At 70.4% G+C, this 14,345-nt stretch carries 10 protein-coding genes and 1 pseudogene; 3 read left to right on the forward strand and 8 right to left on the reverse strand.

Features of this window, described 5'->3' with window-relative positions; all coding sequences use genetic code 11:
* Positions 1–5: 5 nt before the first annotated feature.
* The 8 genes from OHA21_RS30915 to OHA21_RS30950 form a co-directional block, all read right to left on the reverse strand.
* Positions 6–770: an L-type lectin-domain containing protein gene (locus OHA21_RS30915; protein WP_328460850.1), complete on the reverse strand. Its 765-nt coding sequence runs from the start codon at positions 768–770 to the stop codon at positions 6–8.
* A gap of 84 nt (positions 771–854) precedes the next feature.
* Complete coding sequence (locus OHA21_RS30920) at positions 855–1,964, reverse strand: aromatic ring-hydroxylating oxygenase subunit alpha (RefSeq protein ID WP_328460852.1); 1,110 nt, start codon at positions 1,962–1,964, stop codon at positions 855–857.
* A gap of 6 nt (positions 1,965–1,970) precedes the next feature.
* A complete protein-coding gene (gene solA, locus OHA21_RS30925; protein WP_328460854.1) occupies positions 1,971–3,110 on the reverse strand; it encodes an N-methyl-L-tryptophan oxidase in 1,140 nt (379 codons plus the stop codon).
* Positions 3,111–3,120: 10 nt separating this feature from the next.
* Complete coding sequence (locus OHA21_RS30930; protein WP_328460856.1) at positions 3,121–5,457, reverse strand: GcvT family protein; 2,337 nt, start codon at positions 5,455–5,457, stop codon at positions 3,121–3,123.
* Positions 5,458–5,460: 3 nt separating this feature from the next.
* Positions 5,461–6,411 (reverse strand): ABC transporter substrate-binding protein, encoded by a 951-nt coding sequence (locus OHA21_RS30935; protein ID WP_328460858.1) that lies wholly within the window; start codon positions 6,409–6,411, stop codon positions 5,461–5,463.
* Positions 6,411–8,213 (reverse strand): ABC transporter permease, encoded by a 1,803-nt coding sequence (locus OHA21_RS30940; protein ID WP_442874918.1) that lies wholly within the window; start codon positions 8,211–8,213, stop codon positions 6,411–6,413. Before OHA21_RS30940 ends, OHA21_RS30935 begins: the two co-directional genes overlap by 1 nt.
* A gap of 116 nt (positions 8,214–8,329) precedes the next feature.
* Entirely contained in the window at positions 8,330–9,355 is a 1,026-nt protein-coding gene (locus OHA21_RS30945; RefSeq protein ID WP_328460861.1) for a quaternary amine ABC transporter ATP-binding protein, read from the reverse strand.
* 3 nt (positions 9,356–9,358) lie between these two features.
* Positions 9,359–10,840, reverse strand: a complete 1,482-nt coding sequence (locus OHA21_RS30950; protein ID WP_328460863.1) for a GMC family oxidoreductase — start codon at positions 10,838–10,840, stop codon at positions 9,359–9,361.
* A gap of 135 nt (positions 10,841–10,975) precedes the next feature.
* On the opposite strand from OHA21_RS30950, the gene OHA21_RS30955 reads away from it, so the two are divergent.
* From OHA21_RS30955 to OHA21_RS30965, 3 genes and pseudogenes are all read left to right on the forward strand, one after another.
* Positions 10,976–11,737, forward strand: coding sequence for a glycerophosphodiester phosphodiesterase (locus OHA21_RS30955; protein WP_328460865.1), 762 nt, complete (start codon positions 10,976–10,978; stop codon positions 11,735–11,737).
* A 417-nt stretch (positions 11,738–12,154) separates the two neighbouring features.
* Positions 12,155–12,700, forward strand: a pseudogene (locus tag OHA21_RS30960) (Pecanex-like protein 1); the annotation flags it as partial.
* A gap of 791 nt (positions 12,701–13,491) precedes the next feature.
* Complete coding sequence (locus tag OHA21_RS30965; RefSeq protein WP_328460867.1) at positions 13,492–14,331, forward strand: siderophore-interacting protein; 840 nt, start codon at positions 13,492–13,494, stop codon at positions 14,329–14,331.
* The last annotated feature ends 14 nt before the right edge of the window (positions 14,332–14,345 follow it).

Raw genomic sequence — 14,345 nt, forward strand, 5'->3', positions numbered from 1 at the left:
ATCGCTCACGACAGCGGCGCGTCGACCGTCCAGTCGTAGATGTCCTGGCGTGCGGTGACTTCACCGGTCGCCGCGGTGAACCCGATCCAGCCGTTGCCGGTCCCGGCGCCCTTGGCCAGGTCGACCGTCTGGTCGAGGAGCAGTTCCTCGGTGGCGCCGGCGGTCAGCGACCGGACGTACACCTTGAGGTTGTGGCCGTCGGCGTCGTAGCGGACCCGGGCCTGGAAGGGCTTGCCGAAGAGCGGGATCGACGATTCGGCGGTGGCGGAGTGCTTGTCCGGGTTGCCGCCGAGCACCACGGCGAGGTGGTTGCTGCTCGGGTCCGGGGTGTTCTGGTAGGTGTCGAACTCGACCGCGACGCTCTGCCGGATGCCCCGGTAGCCGAGGCCACCGCCCCAGCCGCCGAGCGCGCGCGGGCCGGCGCCCTGGGCCAGGAAGGCGACGCCGTCCGCACCCGGCTTGCCGTGGTGCAGGTGCGCCTTGAAGGACGTCTCGAACGAGTCGGTCAGGTCGACCTGCTGGGTGGACCATGCCGAGCCGGCCTGCTTGTAGCTGCCGTTGGTCAGCTCGATGACCCGGTTCTCGCCGCGCTCCGAGCTCACCTTGGCGGTGCCGTTCAGGGCCAGCGACTGCGTGTACCCGGCGTCGATCGGCCGGTAGGACAGGGCGTCGCCGTCGGCCGCGAGGGCGCCTCCGGCGTGCACCCCGGCCAGTATGGAGAGCAGGGCGGAAGCCAGGAGGCCGCCCCGCGCGATTCTGGAGGAACGCACGACATGCTCCGTTTCAGTGGTTTTGCCCGACTAAGACTCGGCCAAAGGTAGGGCAGACCACGGAGCCGCGTGTGCGAGTCGCGGTTATTTACTCCCGACGGTTTCCCGGATCCACTGGTGGAACGAGGCGATGTGGTGCTCACTCGGCACCAGAACCCCGCCGGACGCGTACGCCCGGGACGCCATCCCCGGCTGGCACCGCTCGCAGGCCTCGAAGTCCTGGCGGTTCACCCGGTCGAACAGCTCGACGGACGGGTTCAGGTCGGCGCCGGCGGCGACCACGTCCGGCCGGAACAGCCAGTCGCACTCGACGATCGTGCGGTCCGCGGCGAGCGGGAACATCCGGTGCAGAATCACGTGATCGGGTACCAGATTGACGAAGACCTGCGGTTTCACGGTGATCGCGTAATACCGGCGATCCTGCTGCTCGCTGAGGGTCTCGATGGTGGCCAGGCCGCCGGAACCGTCCACGGTGAACCCGTCGACGTCCGGGCCGAACTCGGCGCCGTGGCCGACGTAGTACTGGGCGGCGTACCCGCCGGCGAACTCCGGCAGCACGTGCACCAGCTCCGGGTGGATGGTCGAGCAGTGGTAGCACTCCATGAAGTTCTCGATGATCAGCTTCCAGTTGGCGCGTACGTCGTACCGGATCCGCCGGCCCACCGCGAGTGAGCCGAGCCGGTACCGCTCGATCGAGCCGAGGTCGCCGAGCCGCTCCACGCAGGCGCCCATCACGTCCCGTTCGAAGGAGGGCGGCTCGTCGGCGAGGCAGACCCAGACGTAGCCAAGCCACTCCCGGACGTGGACCCTGCGCAGGCCGTATTCGTCGCGGTCCACGTCCGGCATCTTCACCAGGTTGGGCGCCGCCACCAGCCGCCCGTCCAGGTCGTACGCCCACGCGTGGTACATGCACCGGAAGGTCCGCTTCACCGCCCCCGACTCCTCCGCGCACAACTGTGCCCCGCGATGCCGGCAGACGTTGAGGAACGCCCGCGCGCCGCCGTCCCGCCCCCGGGTGACCAGCACGCTCTCCCGCCCGACCGGCACCGTCCGGAACTCGCCGGGCGCCCCGACGTCAGCGCCCCGGACCACGCAGAACCACATCCGTTCGAAGATCAGCTCCTGCTCACGGGCGAAGAACGCGGGATCGGTGTAGTAGTTGCCGGCGAGCGTGGGCAGCAGCGACGACGTCATGGGGCATCACTCCCGGAAACGGCGGGGATGGAACAGGTCGATCGGGTGGGCGGTGGTCCCGGTGGTCGCCAGGTCGGCCAGGATCTCCCCGACCACCGGTACGAACTTGAATCCGTGCCCGGAGAACCCGCAGGCCACGGTCACCGCCTCGTGCGCGGGGTGGCGGCTGATCACGAAGTGCTCGTCGGGCGTGGTGCTGTACATGCAGGGCTCGCCGCGCAGCCACTCGCCCGGCAGATCGGGCAGGATCCGGGCGGCGCCGCGGGCCATCTCGTCGATCTCGTCCGGGTGCACCGCGGTGTCCAGGGCCTCCGGGGTGGTCTCGGTGCCCCGCCGGAAGAACGCGATCTTCGCCCCGCCGTCCGGGCCGTCGATGGCCGGGAAGCCGTACATCTGGCTGCCCTCGGCCGGTTCCCAGATGTAGATCGGGTGCCGGTCCGGCTGGAACGCCTCGACGCCGCCGCGCGGCCGGAACCAGTGCTGGACCTGCCTCTCGATCCGGAACGACACGCCCAGGTCGGCGAGCAGCCGCGGTGCCCACGGACCGGGAGTGATCACCAGCTGCCCGGCGGTGTACTCGCCGGCCGCGGTTCGCACCCGCACCCCGTCCCCGTCCGGCTCCCAGGACTCCATCGGCTCGTGGAAGCGCAGGTCAGCGCCGTGTTTGCCGGCCAGGTCGAGCTGGGCCAGCACGGTCCGCTCGGGCCGGACGAACCCGGCCTTCGCCTCGAAGAGCGCCACCTCGTCCGGGGCCGGCGCCATCGTCGGGAACCGCCGGCGCAGCTCCGCCGCGTCGAGCATCTCGTGCTCCAGGCCCCACTGCTGAGCACTGGCCAGAGCGCCGGAGACGGTACGCGACTCCGGCCGGCCCACCATCACCCCGCCGGTCAACGTGATCACGTCCCGGCCGGAGTCCGCCGCCAGCCGGTCGAACAGCTCGTAGGCCCGGAGCAGCAACGGCACGTACTCCGCGCCCTCGAAGTAGGACTGCCGGGTGATCCGCGAGCCGCCGTGGCTGGCTCCCCGGTCGTGGCCGGGACCGAACCGCTCCAGCCCGAGCACCCGGTGCCCGCGGGCGGCGAGGTGGTGCACGGTGGCACTGCCCATGCCCCCGAGGCCGACAACGATCACGTCAAATGCGGGCACGTCGAGCTCCTTAGCGCCGGATACGTTCGTGTTTCGGGTCGAACAGCGGCTCGGCCGCCACGGTGGCGAGCAGCCGCCGGTCGAAGTATCCGATTTCCACCTGTGTACCGGGCACGGCCAGGGCCGCGGGCAGCCAGGCGTACGCGATCGGGCCGCCGACCGTGTAGCCGTACGCCGCACTCGTCACATGGCCCACCGCGAACCCGCCGGCGTAGACCGGCTCCCGGCCCATCGGCATGTCCCCGGTGTCGGCGACCGTGAGGCAGGTGAGGCGCCGGTCCGGCGGCGTAGCCGGCCGGGCCTCCGGGCGAACCGCGAAGCCCACCCCGGCCTGGAACGGGTCGTCCTCCGCGGTCATGTCGATCCCCCAGGCGCGGTAGCCCTTCTCCAGCCGCAGACTGTTGAAGGCGACCCGGCCGGCCGCGATCAGCCCCAGCTCCGGTCCGGCCTCCCAGAGGGTGTCCCAGAGCCGCAGACCGTACTCGGCCTCGGTGTAGATCTCCCAGCCCAGCTCGCCGACGTAGGACAGCCGCAGCATGGTGACCGGCACCATGCCGAGATGACCCTGCCGGACCTGGAAGTACTTGAACGCGTCGGCCGAGACGTCGACGTCGGTGAGCGAGGCGACCAGCTCCCGCGCCCGCGGGCCCCACACTCCCAGGCCGCAGGTGCCGCCGGTGACGTCGCGGACCGAGACCCCGGCGGGCGCGTGCCGCAGCAGCCAGTCCAGGTCGAGCGGGCCGTTCACACCGACCTGGAAGCGGTCCTCCGCGAGCCGGGCCACGGTGATGTCGCTGCGCACCCCTCCGGCCGGGTCGAGGAGCAGGGTGTAGACCACCGTGCCGACCGGGCGGTCCACGTTGCTGCTGGTCAGGCCGTTGAGAAAGGAGACCGGCCCGATCACCTCGAGCCGGGTCAGCGGGGTCATGTCGTAGAGCGCGACCCGCCGCCGGGTCAGCCGGGCCTCGGTCTCGGCGATCGGGGACCAGTGCCGGGCGGACCACTCGTCGCGGGGGCGCAGCTCTTCCGGGGGCGGGTTGGTCGCGTACCAGAGGGGTCTCTCCCAGCCCATCGCCTCGCCGAACGTCGCGCCCAGCTCGACCTGGCGCGGGTGGAACGGGCTGACCCGCAGGTTGCGCACCGCCGGCGGGTCCAGCGGATGGATGATGTCGTAGACCTCGACGAAGCTGCGGATCGCGCGTTTGCGCACGTATTGCGGGGCGAGCTGGGCCGGGTCGAACCGATTCAGGTCGCACTCGTGCAGGTCGATGCCGGGGCGGCCGTCGACCATCCAGTCGGCCACCGCCTTCGCGGCGCCGGCCGAGTGGGTCACCCAGATCGCCTCGGCCACCCAGAAGCCGCGCAGGTCACGGGCCTCGCCGAGCAGCGGGAAGCCGTCCGCGGTGAACGAGAAGACGCCGTTGAAGGCGTCGTCCAGAGCGGTCCCGCGCAGCGCCGGGATCAGCTCCGCGGCCGCCGCCCAGGACTGCTTGAAGGCCGCCGGGGTGAACGGCAGCATCGACGGGTGCGCGTCGCCGGGGATGTCGGCGAGCTCCACCGGCATCGGTTCGTGCAGGTAGGAGCCGATGCCCAGCCGGTCGCCGTGGGCCCGGAAGTAGAGGTCGCGGTCCTGGTGCCGCAGGATGGGCAGGTCGTCGGAGGCGCCGGCCGGGGTGGTCCGGACGTACTGGTGCGCCATCGGCAGCAACGGGATCGGTACGCCGGCGAGCTCGCCGACCGCCGGACCCCAGAAGCCGGCGCAGCTCACCACGATGTCCGCAGCGAACGTCTCGTCGCCCGTGCCGACCCCGGTGACGCGGCCTCCATCCGACAACACCTCAGTAACACGGATATTGCCGATGAATTGGGCTCCGCGCGTGATCGCCCGGCCGGCCTGCATCTCGGCGGCTCGCACAGCTGACGCGAGCCCGTCGGACGGCACGTGCAGCCCGCCCAGGATGACCGATTTGTCCAGCAAGGGAAACAGCGCGACGCACTCGTCGGCATCAAGGACCGACGACGAGATCCCCCACGACTGCCCGAACCCGAACCGCCGATGCAGCTCAGCCAGCCGCGCCGCCGAGGTCGCCACCTCCAGACTTCCGACCGCCGCGAAGCACTCCAGCTCGGCGTACTTCTCCACGGTGTACCGGGCGAACCGCGCCAGGGTCCGCGACGGGTTGGTCTGGAAGACCAGGCCGGGCGCGTGCGAGCTGGAGCCGCCGGTGACGAAGAGCGGCCCCTGCTCCAGCACGGTGATGTCGGTCCACCCGCGCCCGGTCAGTTCATCGGCGAGGGCGCAGCCGACCACGCCCGCACCGATGATCACGACCTTCGGTCCGGCCATCGGTCAGCTCCCGGCCGGGATCCACGGCTTCCAGGTGGCCTCGTGCTCGGACACCCACTTCTCGGCGGCCTGCTCCGGCGTCATGCCCTGATTGGTGAGGTAGTCGGAGACCAGGTTCTGGTCGTCGTTGCTCCATTTGAAGTTCTTGACCAGCTGGTACGCGGCCCCACCGGTGTCCGCGAACTTCTTGCTGACGATCTTGTCCAGGACATAGTCGGGGTAGTCGCAGGCGACCTTCTTCGGGTCGGCGTCACACCCCGCCTTGTACTCGGGGAGCTTGACCCGGGCGTACTTCTCCTTGGCGAACAGCCACTGCGGCTCGTAGAAGTAGAAGAGCAGCGGCTTCTTCTGCGCGGTGGCCTGCTGGGCGGCCTTGATCAGGGCGGCCTCGCTGCCGGAGTAGACCACCTTGTAGTTCAGCTTCAGGTTGGCCACCAGCGCCTCGTCGTTGGTGACGTAGGACGGGTCGCCGTCCAGGAGCTGGCCCTTGCCGCCGGACTCGGAGGTCTTGAACAGGTCGGCGTACTTGTTGAGGTTGTTCCAGTCGGTGATGTCCGGGTACTGGTCGGCCATCCACTGCGGGACGTACCAGCCGATCACGCCGGTGTTGCCGGTCGGGCCGGCGTCGACGGCGACCTTCTTCTCCTCGATGTAGGTCTTCTTCAGGTCGTCGTGACCCCAGTTCTCCACGATCGCGTCGACCTCGCCGGTCTCGAAGCCCTGCCAGGAGATCTCCTCCTTGAGGTTCTTGAGCTCGACGGTGTACCCGAGTTTCTTCTCCAGCAGGTGCTCGATGACCGCGGCGTTCGACTCGTACCCCACCCAGGGGTTGACCGCCAGATTGACCGTGCCCTTGCTGCCGGCGCTGGCCGCCGGCTCCCCGTCGCCCGAGCTTGCGCCCTCGCAGCCGGCCGCGAGGAGCAGGCAGGCAACCGCGATGTAGGAAATCTTCATCAGGTCTGTCCCTTCGAGTGAAACCCTTGGGTGAGCCGGTCCAGCAGGACGCCGAGCAGCACGATCGCGAAGCCCGCGGCCAGTCCGCGGCCGAAGTCCTCGCGCTGGGAGAACCCGGCGACCACGTCGTATCCGAGCGCGCCGGCGCCGACCAGACCGCCGACCACGACCATCGCCAGAACCATGACTATCCCCTGGTTGGCGGCGAGCAGCAGGCCGCCGCGGGCCATCGGGAGCTGCACCTTCCAGAGCAGCTGCCGCGGGGTGGACCCGGCCGACAGCGCGGCCTCGACCACCGTCGCCGGCACGTCCCGCAGGCCGCGCTCGACCAGCCGGACCACCGGCGGGACGGCGAAGATCACCGCTGCCACGATCGCGGTGAACCGGCTGGCGCCGAAGAGCGCGACGGCCGGCAGCAGGTAGACGAACGACGGCATGGTCTGTGCCGCGTCCAGCAGCGGCCGGACCGCGGTGGCGAAACGGTCGTGCCGGGCGCAGAGCACCCCGGCCCAGACCCCGGCGAGCAGGGTGATCGCGGTGGCGACCAGGACCGTGGCCAGGGTCTGCATGGCGTGTGCCCAGAGCCCGAGCGCCGCCACTCCGGCGGCCGCTCCGGCGGCGATCAGCGCCGCCCGCCAGCCCGCGGCCAGCAGGCCGAACCCGAACACGACCAGCACGAACAGCCACCACGGCGTGGTCACGAGCAGGTGTTCCAGGGGGTTGAGCAGATAGGCGCTCACCGTGTTCTTCAGCCACTCGGTGCCCGCGTACCAGTGCAGTTCTACCCACGCGGTGAGCCGGTTGACCGGCGCCGCGAGAGAGAACGTGGGCACCCGGTCGCCGACCGGCAGCAGGGCGACGACCGCCGCCGCCACCAGCACCGGGACCGAGACCCGCCAGGGCATCGGGCGCCGGCGGGACGCGGCCGTGGTCACCCGGTCCAGCACCACCGCCATGATCACGATGGCCAGGCCGGCGTCGAAGGCGGCGCCGACGTTCACCCGTTCCAGCGCGCGCACGATGTTCTGGCCCAGGCCGGGCGCGTCGATCAGGGCGGTGATCACCACCATCGAGAGCGCCATCATGATCGTCTGGTTGACCGCGAGGATCAGCACCGGGCGGGCCATCGGCAGCCGTACCTTGGTCAGCAACTGCCGCCGGGTGGAGCCCTGCGCGGTGGCCGCCTCGACCGCGGCCGGCGCCACCCCGGCGATCCCGAGCTGGGTGATCCGGATCGTCACCGGCACGGCGTAGATCAGCGTCGCGAGCACCGCGGCCGGCGAGCCGATCAGGAAGAGCAGCGTCATCGGCGCCAGATAGGCGAAGGTCGGCAGGATCTGCATGACGTCCAGCACCGGCCGCAGCACCGCACCGATCCAGCGCACCCGCGCGGCCAGAACGCCGAGCGGCACCCCGATCAGCACCGAGAGCAGCACCGCCGCCAGCGTCAGAGCCAGCGTGTCCACACTCTCGGTCCACAGCCCGAGCACCGCGAAACTCAGGAACCCGGCGACCGCCAGCAGCCCGGCCCGCCAACCGGCGAGCACGAACGACACGGCACCGGCCACCGCCACCAGCCCGGCGAATCCGAGCCCGGTCAGCGCCGCCCCGACCGCCTCCACCAGCAACCGCACGCCGAGCCGCAGATAGTTCACCCCGAACAGGAACACCGGATGGCTGTCCCGGTTCGCATCCACCCACTCGCGCACCGAGTCGAAGAACCGGAACGCCGCGGCGTCCGCCGAATCCGCGGCCTGCGTCCCGCCGAAGCTCAGATAGGCGGCGACGGTTGCCACGATCAAGAACGCGGCGATGGTACGGGCCGACAGAAGTCCCCGGAGTCCCCACCGATCTCCGCGCCCGGTCCGGGCCCCAGCGGGGCCGCCGGGCTTGAGCTCGGGGCGGGCTACGGTCGTGGTCACGCAGGTACCTGTCTGCGGTGTCCCAGCAGGGCCGGGAGCAGCTGCTCGGCGTCGACCACACCGATCCGCCGGTCGCCGTCCACCACCGGGATCGGCCGGGCGGCCCGCAGCACCCGTGGCACCGCGTCCCGGATCACCGTGTCCTGCGGGAGCGGCGGGTCCTCGTACTCCTCGCCGTCCACCGCGGGCCGGGTGATCCAGCGCAGGGTGAGCACGTCGGCGCGCGGCACGTCCCGGACGAAGTCCGCCACGTACCCGTCCGCCGGGTCGCCGACCAGATCCTCCGGCGTACCCACCTGGACCAGCTCGCCGTCCCGGAGCACCGCGATCCGGTCACCCAGGGTGAGCGCCTCGGTCAGGTCGTGGGTGATGAAGACCAGTGTCTTGCCGACCTCCGCGTGCAGCCGCCGCACCTCGTCCTGCATGTCGCGGCGGATCAGCGGGTCCAGCGCGCTGAACGGCTCGTCGAAGAGCAGCACGTCGGGATCGCCGGCCAGCGCCCGGGCCAGCCCGACCCGCTGCTGCATCCCGCCGGAGAGCTGCTCCGGGAACTGGTGCTCGTGCCCGGTCAGCCCGACCAGCTCGAGCATCTCGGCGGCCCGGCGGTGCCGTTCGGCGCGGCCCACCCCCTGGATCTCCAGCCCGTAGGCCACGTTGTCCAGCACCTCCCGGTGCGGCAGCAGCCCGAAGTGCTGGAAGACCATCGCCACCCGGTGCCGGCGCAGCTCACGCAGCCGTTTCGGGGACATCGCGCCGACCTCTTCGCCGTCCAGGAAAACCTCGCCGGCGGTCGGCTCGATCAGCCGGGTCAGGCAGCGGACCAGGGTGGACTTGCCGCTGCCGGAGAGTCCCATCACCACGAACACCTCGCCCGGCCGGACCTCGAAGCTGACGTCCCGGACCGCCACCAGGCAACCGGTGCGGTCCCGCAGCTCGGCCCGGGACAGCTCGGCGAGCGGGGTGCCGACGACCCGGTCCGCGCGGGGCCCGAACACCTTCCACAAACCGGTCACCGTGATCATCGCTCAGCCCCGGCCGATCAGGTCGGCGGCGCGTTCCCCGATCATCAGCACCGCGACCATCGGGTTCACCGAGGTCATCGTCGGGAAGACCGAGGCGTCGGCGATCCGTACGTTGGGGAACCCCCGCAGCCGCAACTCCGGGTCGACGACGGCGCCGGGGTCGTCCACGGCGCCCATCCGGCACGTCCCGGCCGGGTGGTAGACGGTGTGGTGGGCGGCCCGCCCGTACGCGGAGAGCTCCTCGTCGGTGCGCAGGTGCGGACCCGGCGCGATCTCCCGGGCGATCCACGACGCGAACGGCTCGGTGGCGGCCACCTCACGGGCGAGTCGCAGGCCGTCCACGATGGCGCGTTCGTCGTACCCCTCGGGGTCGGTGAAATAGCGGAAGTCCAGCAGAGGCTTGGTGTCCGGATCGGCGTCGGCCAGCGTCAGCTTGCCCACGCTGCGTGGCCGGGGCACGTTCGGCGTCATCCCGAAGCCGTGCTCGGGCACGTCGTAGCCGAGCCGCTGGGTGTTGACCGTGAACGGGATCTGATAGAGGTGGAACATCAGATCAGGCCTGGTCGCGGACGGGTCCCGGCGGACGAAGAGGCCGGCGTCCGAGTCCATCGCCGACATCGGCGGGATCGGCCGGCTCGCCTCCCACAGGATCAGCGACTCCGGATGGTCCAGCAGATGATCCCCCACGCCGGGCAGATCCAGCCGGACGGGGATGCCCAGCCGGTCCAGGTCGGCGGCCGGGCCGATGCCGGAGAGCAGCAGCAGACGCGGGGTGTCGATGGCGCCGGCGCAGAGCACGTACTCCTGCCGGGCCCGGATCAGCCTGACCCCCTCGGCGTCGCGGACCGTGACCCCGCGTTCGGGATCCAGGTGGTACGCCCACGTCTCGGTCCGGATCGTCAGGTTGGGCCGGTCCAGGTGCGGGTGCAGGTAGGCGACCGAGGCGGACGACCGGACCCCGGTCTCCGGGTGGTACCCGACCGGGAAGAAGCCGGTCCCGTCGGCGAACGGGCCGGCGTTGAAGTCCTCGTGCACCGGCACCCCGAGCGCGGCGTGGCAGGCCGCCACGAAGTCGGCGGTCAGCGGGTTGCGGTCCCGCTCGGCCACCGGACTGATATTGATCGCCAGCCGCTTCCAGTAGGGCATCATCTCGTCGTACGACCAGCCGGCCGCTCCGGACGTCACCCAATCGGTGAAATCCTCGGCCGGCGGCAGAAAACTGATCATGGTGTTGTGCGACGAGCACCCGCCGAGCACCCGCGCCCGGGAATGCCGCAGGAACGAATTCCCGCGCGGCTGATCGACGATCGGATAGTCGTAGTCGAATGGCGTCTCGAGCAGGTTCAGCCAGTTGCGAAGTTGAAGAATGCGCTGGTCACCGACGTCAGAGGGGCCGCCCTCGAGGACGCACACCCGGAGTCCGGGGTCGGCTGAGAGCCGCGACGCCACGACTGATCCGGCCGTGCCGCCGCCGACGATTACCACGTCGTACTCGATCGTTTCCAGTTTGCGTCACCTTCCGTGGGCCCAGACAAACAGGATCTTCACGTGCAGTGGCGGCGGTCAATGGGAACGAAGGTGTTTTACCCGTGCGCAATAAACCCCGCCATACTGGCTCCCGTGGATCATCCGTATCTCGACGCACCGGGACCGCTGGCGTTCGCTCACCGGGGCGGGGCGGCGGCGGGTGACGAGAACACCGCGAAGGCCTTCGAGCGGGCGATCGAACTCGGCTACCGGTACGTGGAGACCGACGTGCACGCGACGGCGGACGGCGTGGCGGTGGTGATCCACGATCCGGCGCTGGACCGGGTCGCCGGGCGGCCCGGGCGGGTGGCCGCGCTGACGTGGGCGGACCTGTCGACCGTACGGGTCGGTGGGGCGTCCGCTGTGCCCCGCCTGGACGAGGTGCTGGACGCCTGGCCGCAGGTCCGGTTCAACGTCGACGTGAAGGACGACCGGGTGGTCGAACCGGCGGTCGAGGCGGTCCGGCGTACCGGCGCCGAGGACCGGGTGCTACTCGCCTCGTTCAGCGACTCCCGCCTGACCCGGGTCCGCGCGCTGGCCGGTCCCCGGGTGGCCACCTCGATCGGGATGCGCGGGATCGCCCGGCTGCGGATCGCCTCGACCACCGGCCTGCCGCTGCGGGTGCCCCCGTCGGTCGTCGCCGCCCAGATCCCGGTCCGGCACGGCCGGGTAACCGTGCTCACTCCGCGGTTCCTGGCTTATCTGCACCGGCTCGGCCTAGCAGTGCACGTCTGGACGATAGACGAGAAGAATGAAATGAATAGGCTTCTCGACATGGGTGTGGACGGCATATTGACGGACCGCATCGAAGTGCTCCGGGACGTTTTCGGCGCGCGCGGCCTCTGGCCGGCCTGAGGAACTACCGCCTCGACGGGGGTTCCGCTAATCTCCCAGGTCAGCGAAGTTGGCACATGATCACGTGAACCGGGGACATCATCCGAACGGATGATGCCGGGGGTTCACGGCCGGACCCATATTTCTTCCTTAAGTTCCGGACAAGAATTGGTTAATTGACACCGCGGAATTGATTTCTGTGAGAGCTGCTCTTAACGTCTGGGCGTCGGCGCCGCAGGGGTGGCTGACGGTCCTGGAATTCAGGGAAAAGAAGGTCTCGTCATGCGTAGATCGGGTCACCCCCGGCGCACCCGGATCCTGGCCGCGGGAGCAGTCCTGGTCGCGGCCGCCGGTGTCATCGGCTTCACCCAGTTCGCTTCGGCCGACGACACCGCCAATACCCGGGCGGCCACCGAGAGCGGCGCCGGCAAGGTGGTCGGGAACAACCTGACGATCCTCACCGACACCTGCATCGACAGCCAGCTGGAGGCGCACGACGGCTTCCAGAAGGGCAACCGGTGCGTCTCCACCGAGTTCGGTGAGGTCGGCTCGGCGGCGAACAACCCGACACTGCTGATCACCGAGGCCCCGCGCAACGTCACGGTCGGCGCGCCGTTCACCCTCCGCATCAGCACCCGGAACCTGATCCGTGACCGCTTCCTCGCGGCCGGCCAGGGTGGGTACTACGTGGAGAGCAGCGTTCTGCAGAACGGCCTGGTCCGCGGTCACTTCCACACCGCCTGCCGGATGCTGACCAGCACCAACGAGGCGCCGGACCCCGCGCCGGTGCCGGCCTTCTTCGTCGCCACCGAGGACAGCCGCGGCAACGCCACCCCGGACACGGTCACCATCCAGGTGCCCGGCCTGCCGCAGGAGGGCACCGCCCAGTGCTCGTCGTGGGCCGGTGACGGTTCGCACCGGATCCCGATGATGGAGCGCGCCAACCAGACGCCGGCGCTCGACTCCGTCCGCGTCACCGTCCGCGCCGCCGGCAACAACAACGGCGGCAACAACAACGGTGGCGGCAACAACGGCGGCGGCGGGAACAACAACGCTGGCGGCGGGAACAACAACGGCGGTGGCAACAACACCAACAGCGGCGAGGTGAAGCCCACCAAGCCCGCCGCCACCAACCCGGCCACCACGAACCCCACCAAGGCCCCCACCACGAAGGCGACGACCAAGGCGACCACCCCGCCGCGGACCAACGCCACCACGCCGGACTCCGAGACCCGCGACGACGAGGGCACCGCGACCTCGAACAACGAGAACAACTCCGGCTCGGAGAACTCGGAGAACTCGGGCACGGAGAACTCGGGCACGGAGACGGAAGCCGAGGAGACCGCGACCCCGAAGGCGACCAAGAAGGCCAAGCCGCAGCCGACCGAGACCGACGGTCCGGCCCTGGCCGCCGGTGAGGACGACGGCGCTCCCGACGACTTCCAGTACGAGGCGGCCGACCCCGACAAGACGCTGGCCGAGCCGCCCGCCGAGCAGAGTGGACCGCTCGCCCTGATCAGCAACAACCTGGCGTGGGTCGGTGGCGGGGCGGTGTTCCTGTTGATCGCCCTGATCGCCCTCGCGTTCGCCCGGAGCCGCCCGCGTAACAACTGGCGCTGACGAACCACCCGATGGGCGGGACCTCGCGAGAGGTCCCGCCCATCGTCATGTCAACACGTCAGGAGAAACCTCAAAAAACGCGGTCCGGACCGGTTGATCGCCCGGAATAAGGGTAGCCTTACCTGCTGATCCATCCCCGGCAGTGAGGTGCAGTCATGGCGAACAGACCGGCGCGACCGGCCCACGAGGGCGTGGTCACCCGGGTCGAGCAGCTGACCCCGCACATGGTGCGCGTCGTGGTCGGCGGTGACGCTCTGTCCCGCATCGAGGCCGGGCACTGCACCGACCACTACATCAAGGTGCTCTTCCCCCGCCCCGGCGTCGACTACCCGGAGCCCTTCGACATGGGTGTCATCCGGGAGAGCGTGCCCCGGGAGGACTGGCCCACCGTCCGGACGTACACGGTCCGTAAATGGCTGCCCGAGATCCCCGAGATGTGGATCGACTTCGTGGTGCACGGCGACACCGGCATCGCCGGCCCGTGGGCCGCGCAGGCCAAGCCCGGTGACATCGTCCGGTTCATGGGCCCCGGCGGCGGCTACGCCCCCAGCCCGGAGGCCGCCTGGCACCTGCTGGCCGGCGACGAGAGCGCCCTGCCGGCGATCGCCGCCGCGCTCGAGGGGATGCCCGAGGGCGCCCCGGTGAAGGCGTTCATCGAGGTCGAGGGGCCCGCCGAGGAGCAGAGACTCGTCACCCCGGCCAACGCGGAGATCACCTGGCTGCACCGGGGCGCCCGGCCGGTCGGCGAGTTGCTCTGCGACACGGTTCGGGGCATCACCTTCCCCGAGGGACGGGTGCAGGCCTTCGTGCACGGCGAGGCCACGTTCGTCCGGGACCTCCGCGGTCACCTGCGGCGGGAGCGCGGGCTGACGATGGATCAGCTCTCCATCTCCGGCTACTGGCGGCGCGAGATGAATGAGGACGGCTGGCAGTCCAGCAAGCGCGAGTGGAACGAACAGGTCGAGCGTGAGCAGGAGACCCCCGCCGCGGTGTAAGTAGCGGTCAGCGG

This window comes from Actinoplanes sp. NBC_00393 (assembly GCF_036053395.1).
Lineage (GTDB): Bacteria > Actinomycetota > Actinomycetes > Mycobacteriales > Micromonosporaceae > Actinoplanes.

Excerpts from the sequence above, each read along its gene's own strand:
- OHA21_RS30945 (WP_328460861.1), bottom strand. The coding sequence starts at position 9,355 with ATGATCACGGTGACCGGTTTGTGGAAGGTGTTCGGGCCCCGCGCGGAC.
- OHA21_RS30935 (WP_328460858.1), bottom strand. The coding sequence starts at position 6,411 with ATGAAGATTTCCTACATCGCGGTTGCCTGCCTGCTCCTCGCGGCCGGC.
- OHA21_RS30930 (WP_328460856.1), bottom strand. The coding sequence starts at position 5,457 with ATGGCCGGACCGAAGGTCGTGATCATCGGTGCGGGCGTGGTCGGCTGC.
- OHA21_RS30920 (WP_328460852.1), bottom strand. The coding sequence starts at position 1,964 with ATGACGTCGTCGCTGCTGCCCACGCTCGCCGGCAACTACTACACCGAT.
- OHA21_RS30965 (WP_328460867.1), top strand. The coding sequence starts at position 13,492 with ATGGCGAACAGACCGGCGCGACCGGCCCACGAGGGCGTGGTCACCCGG.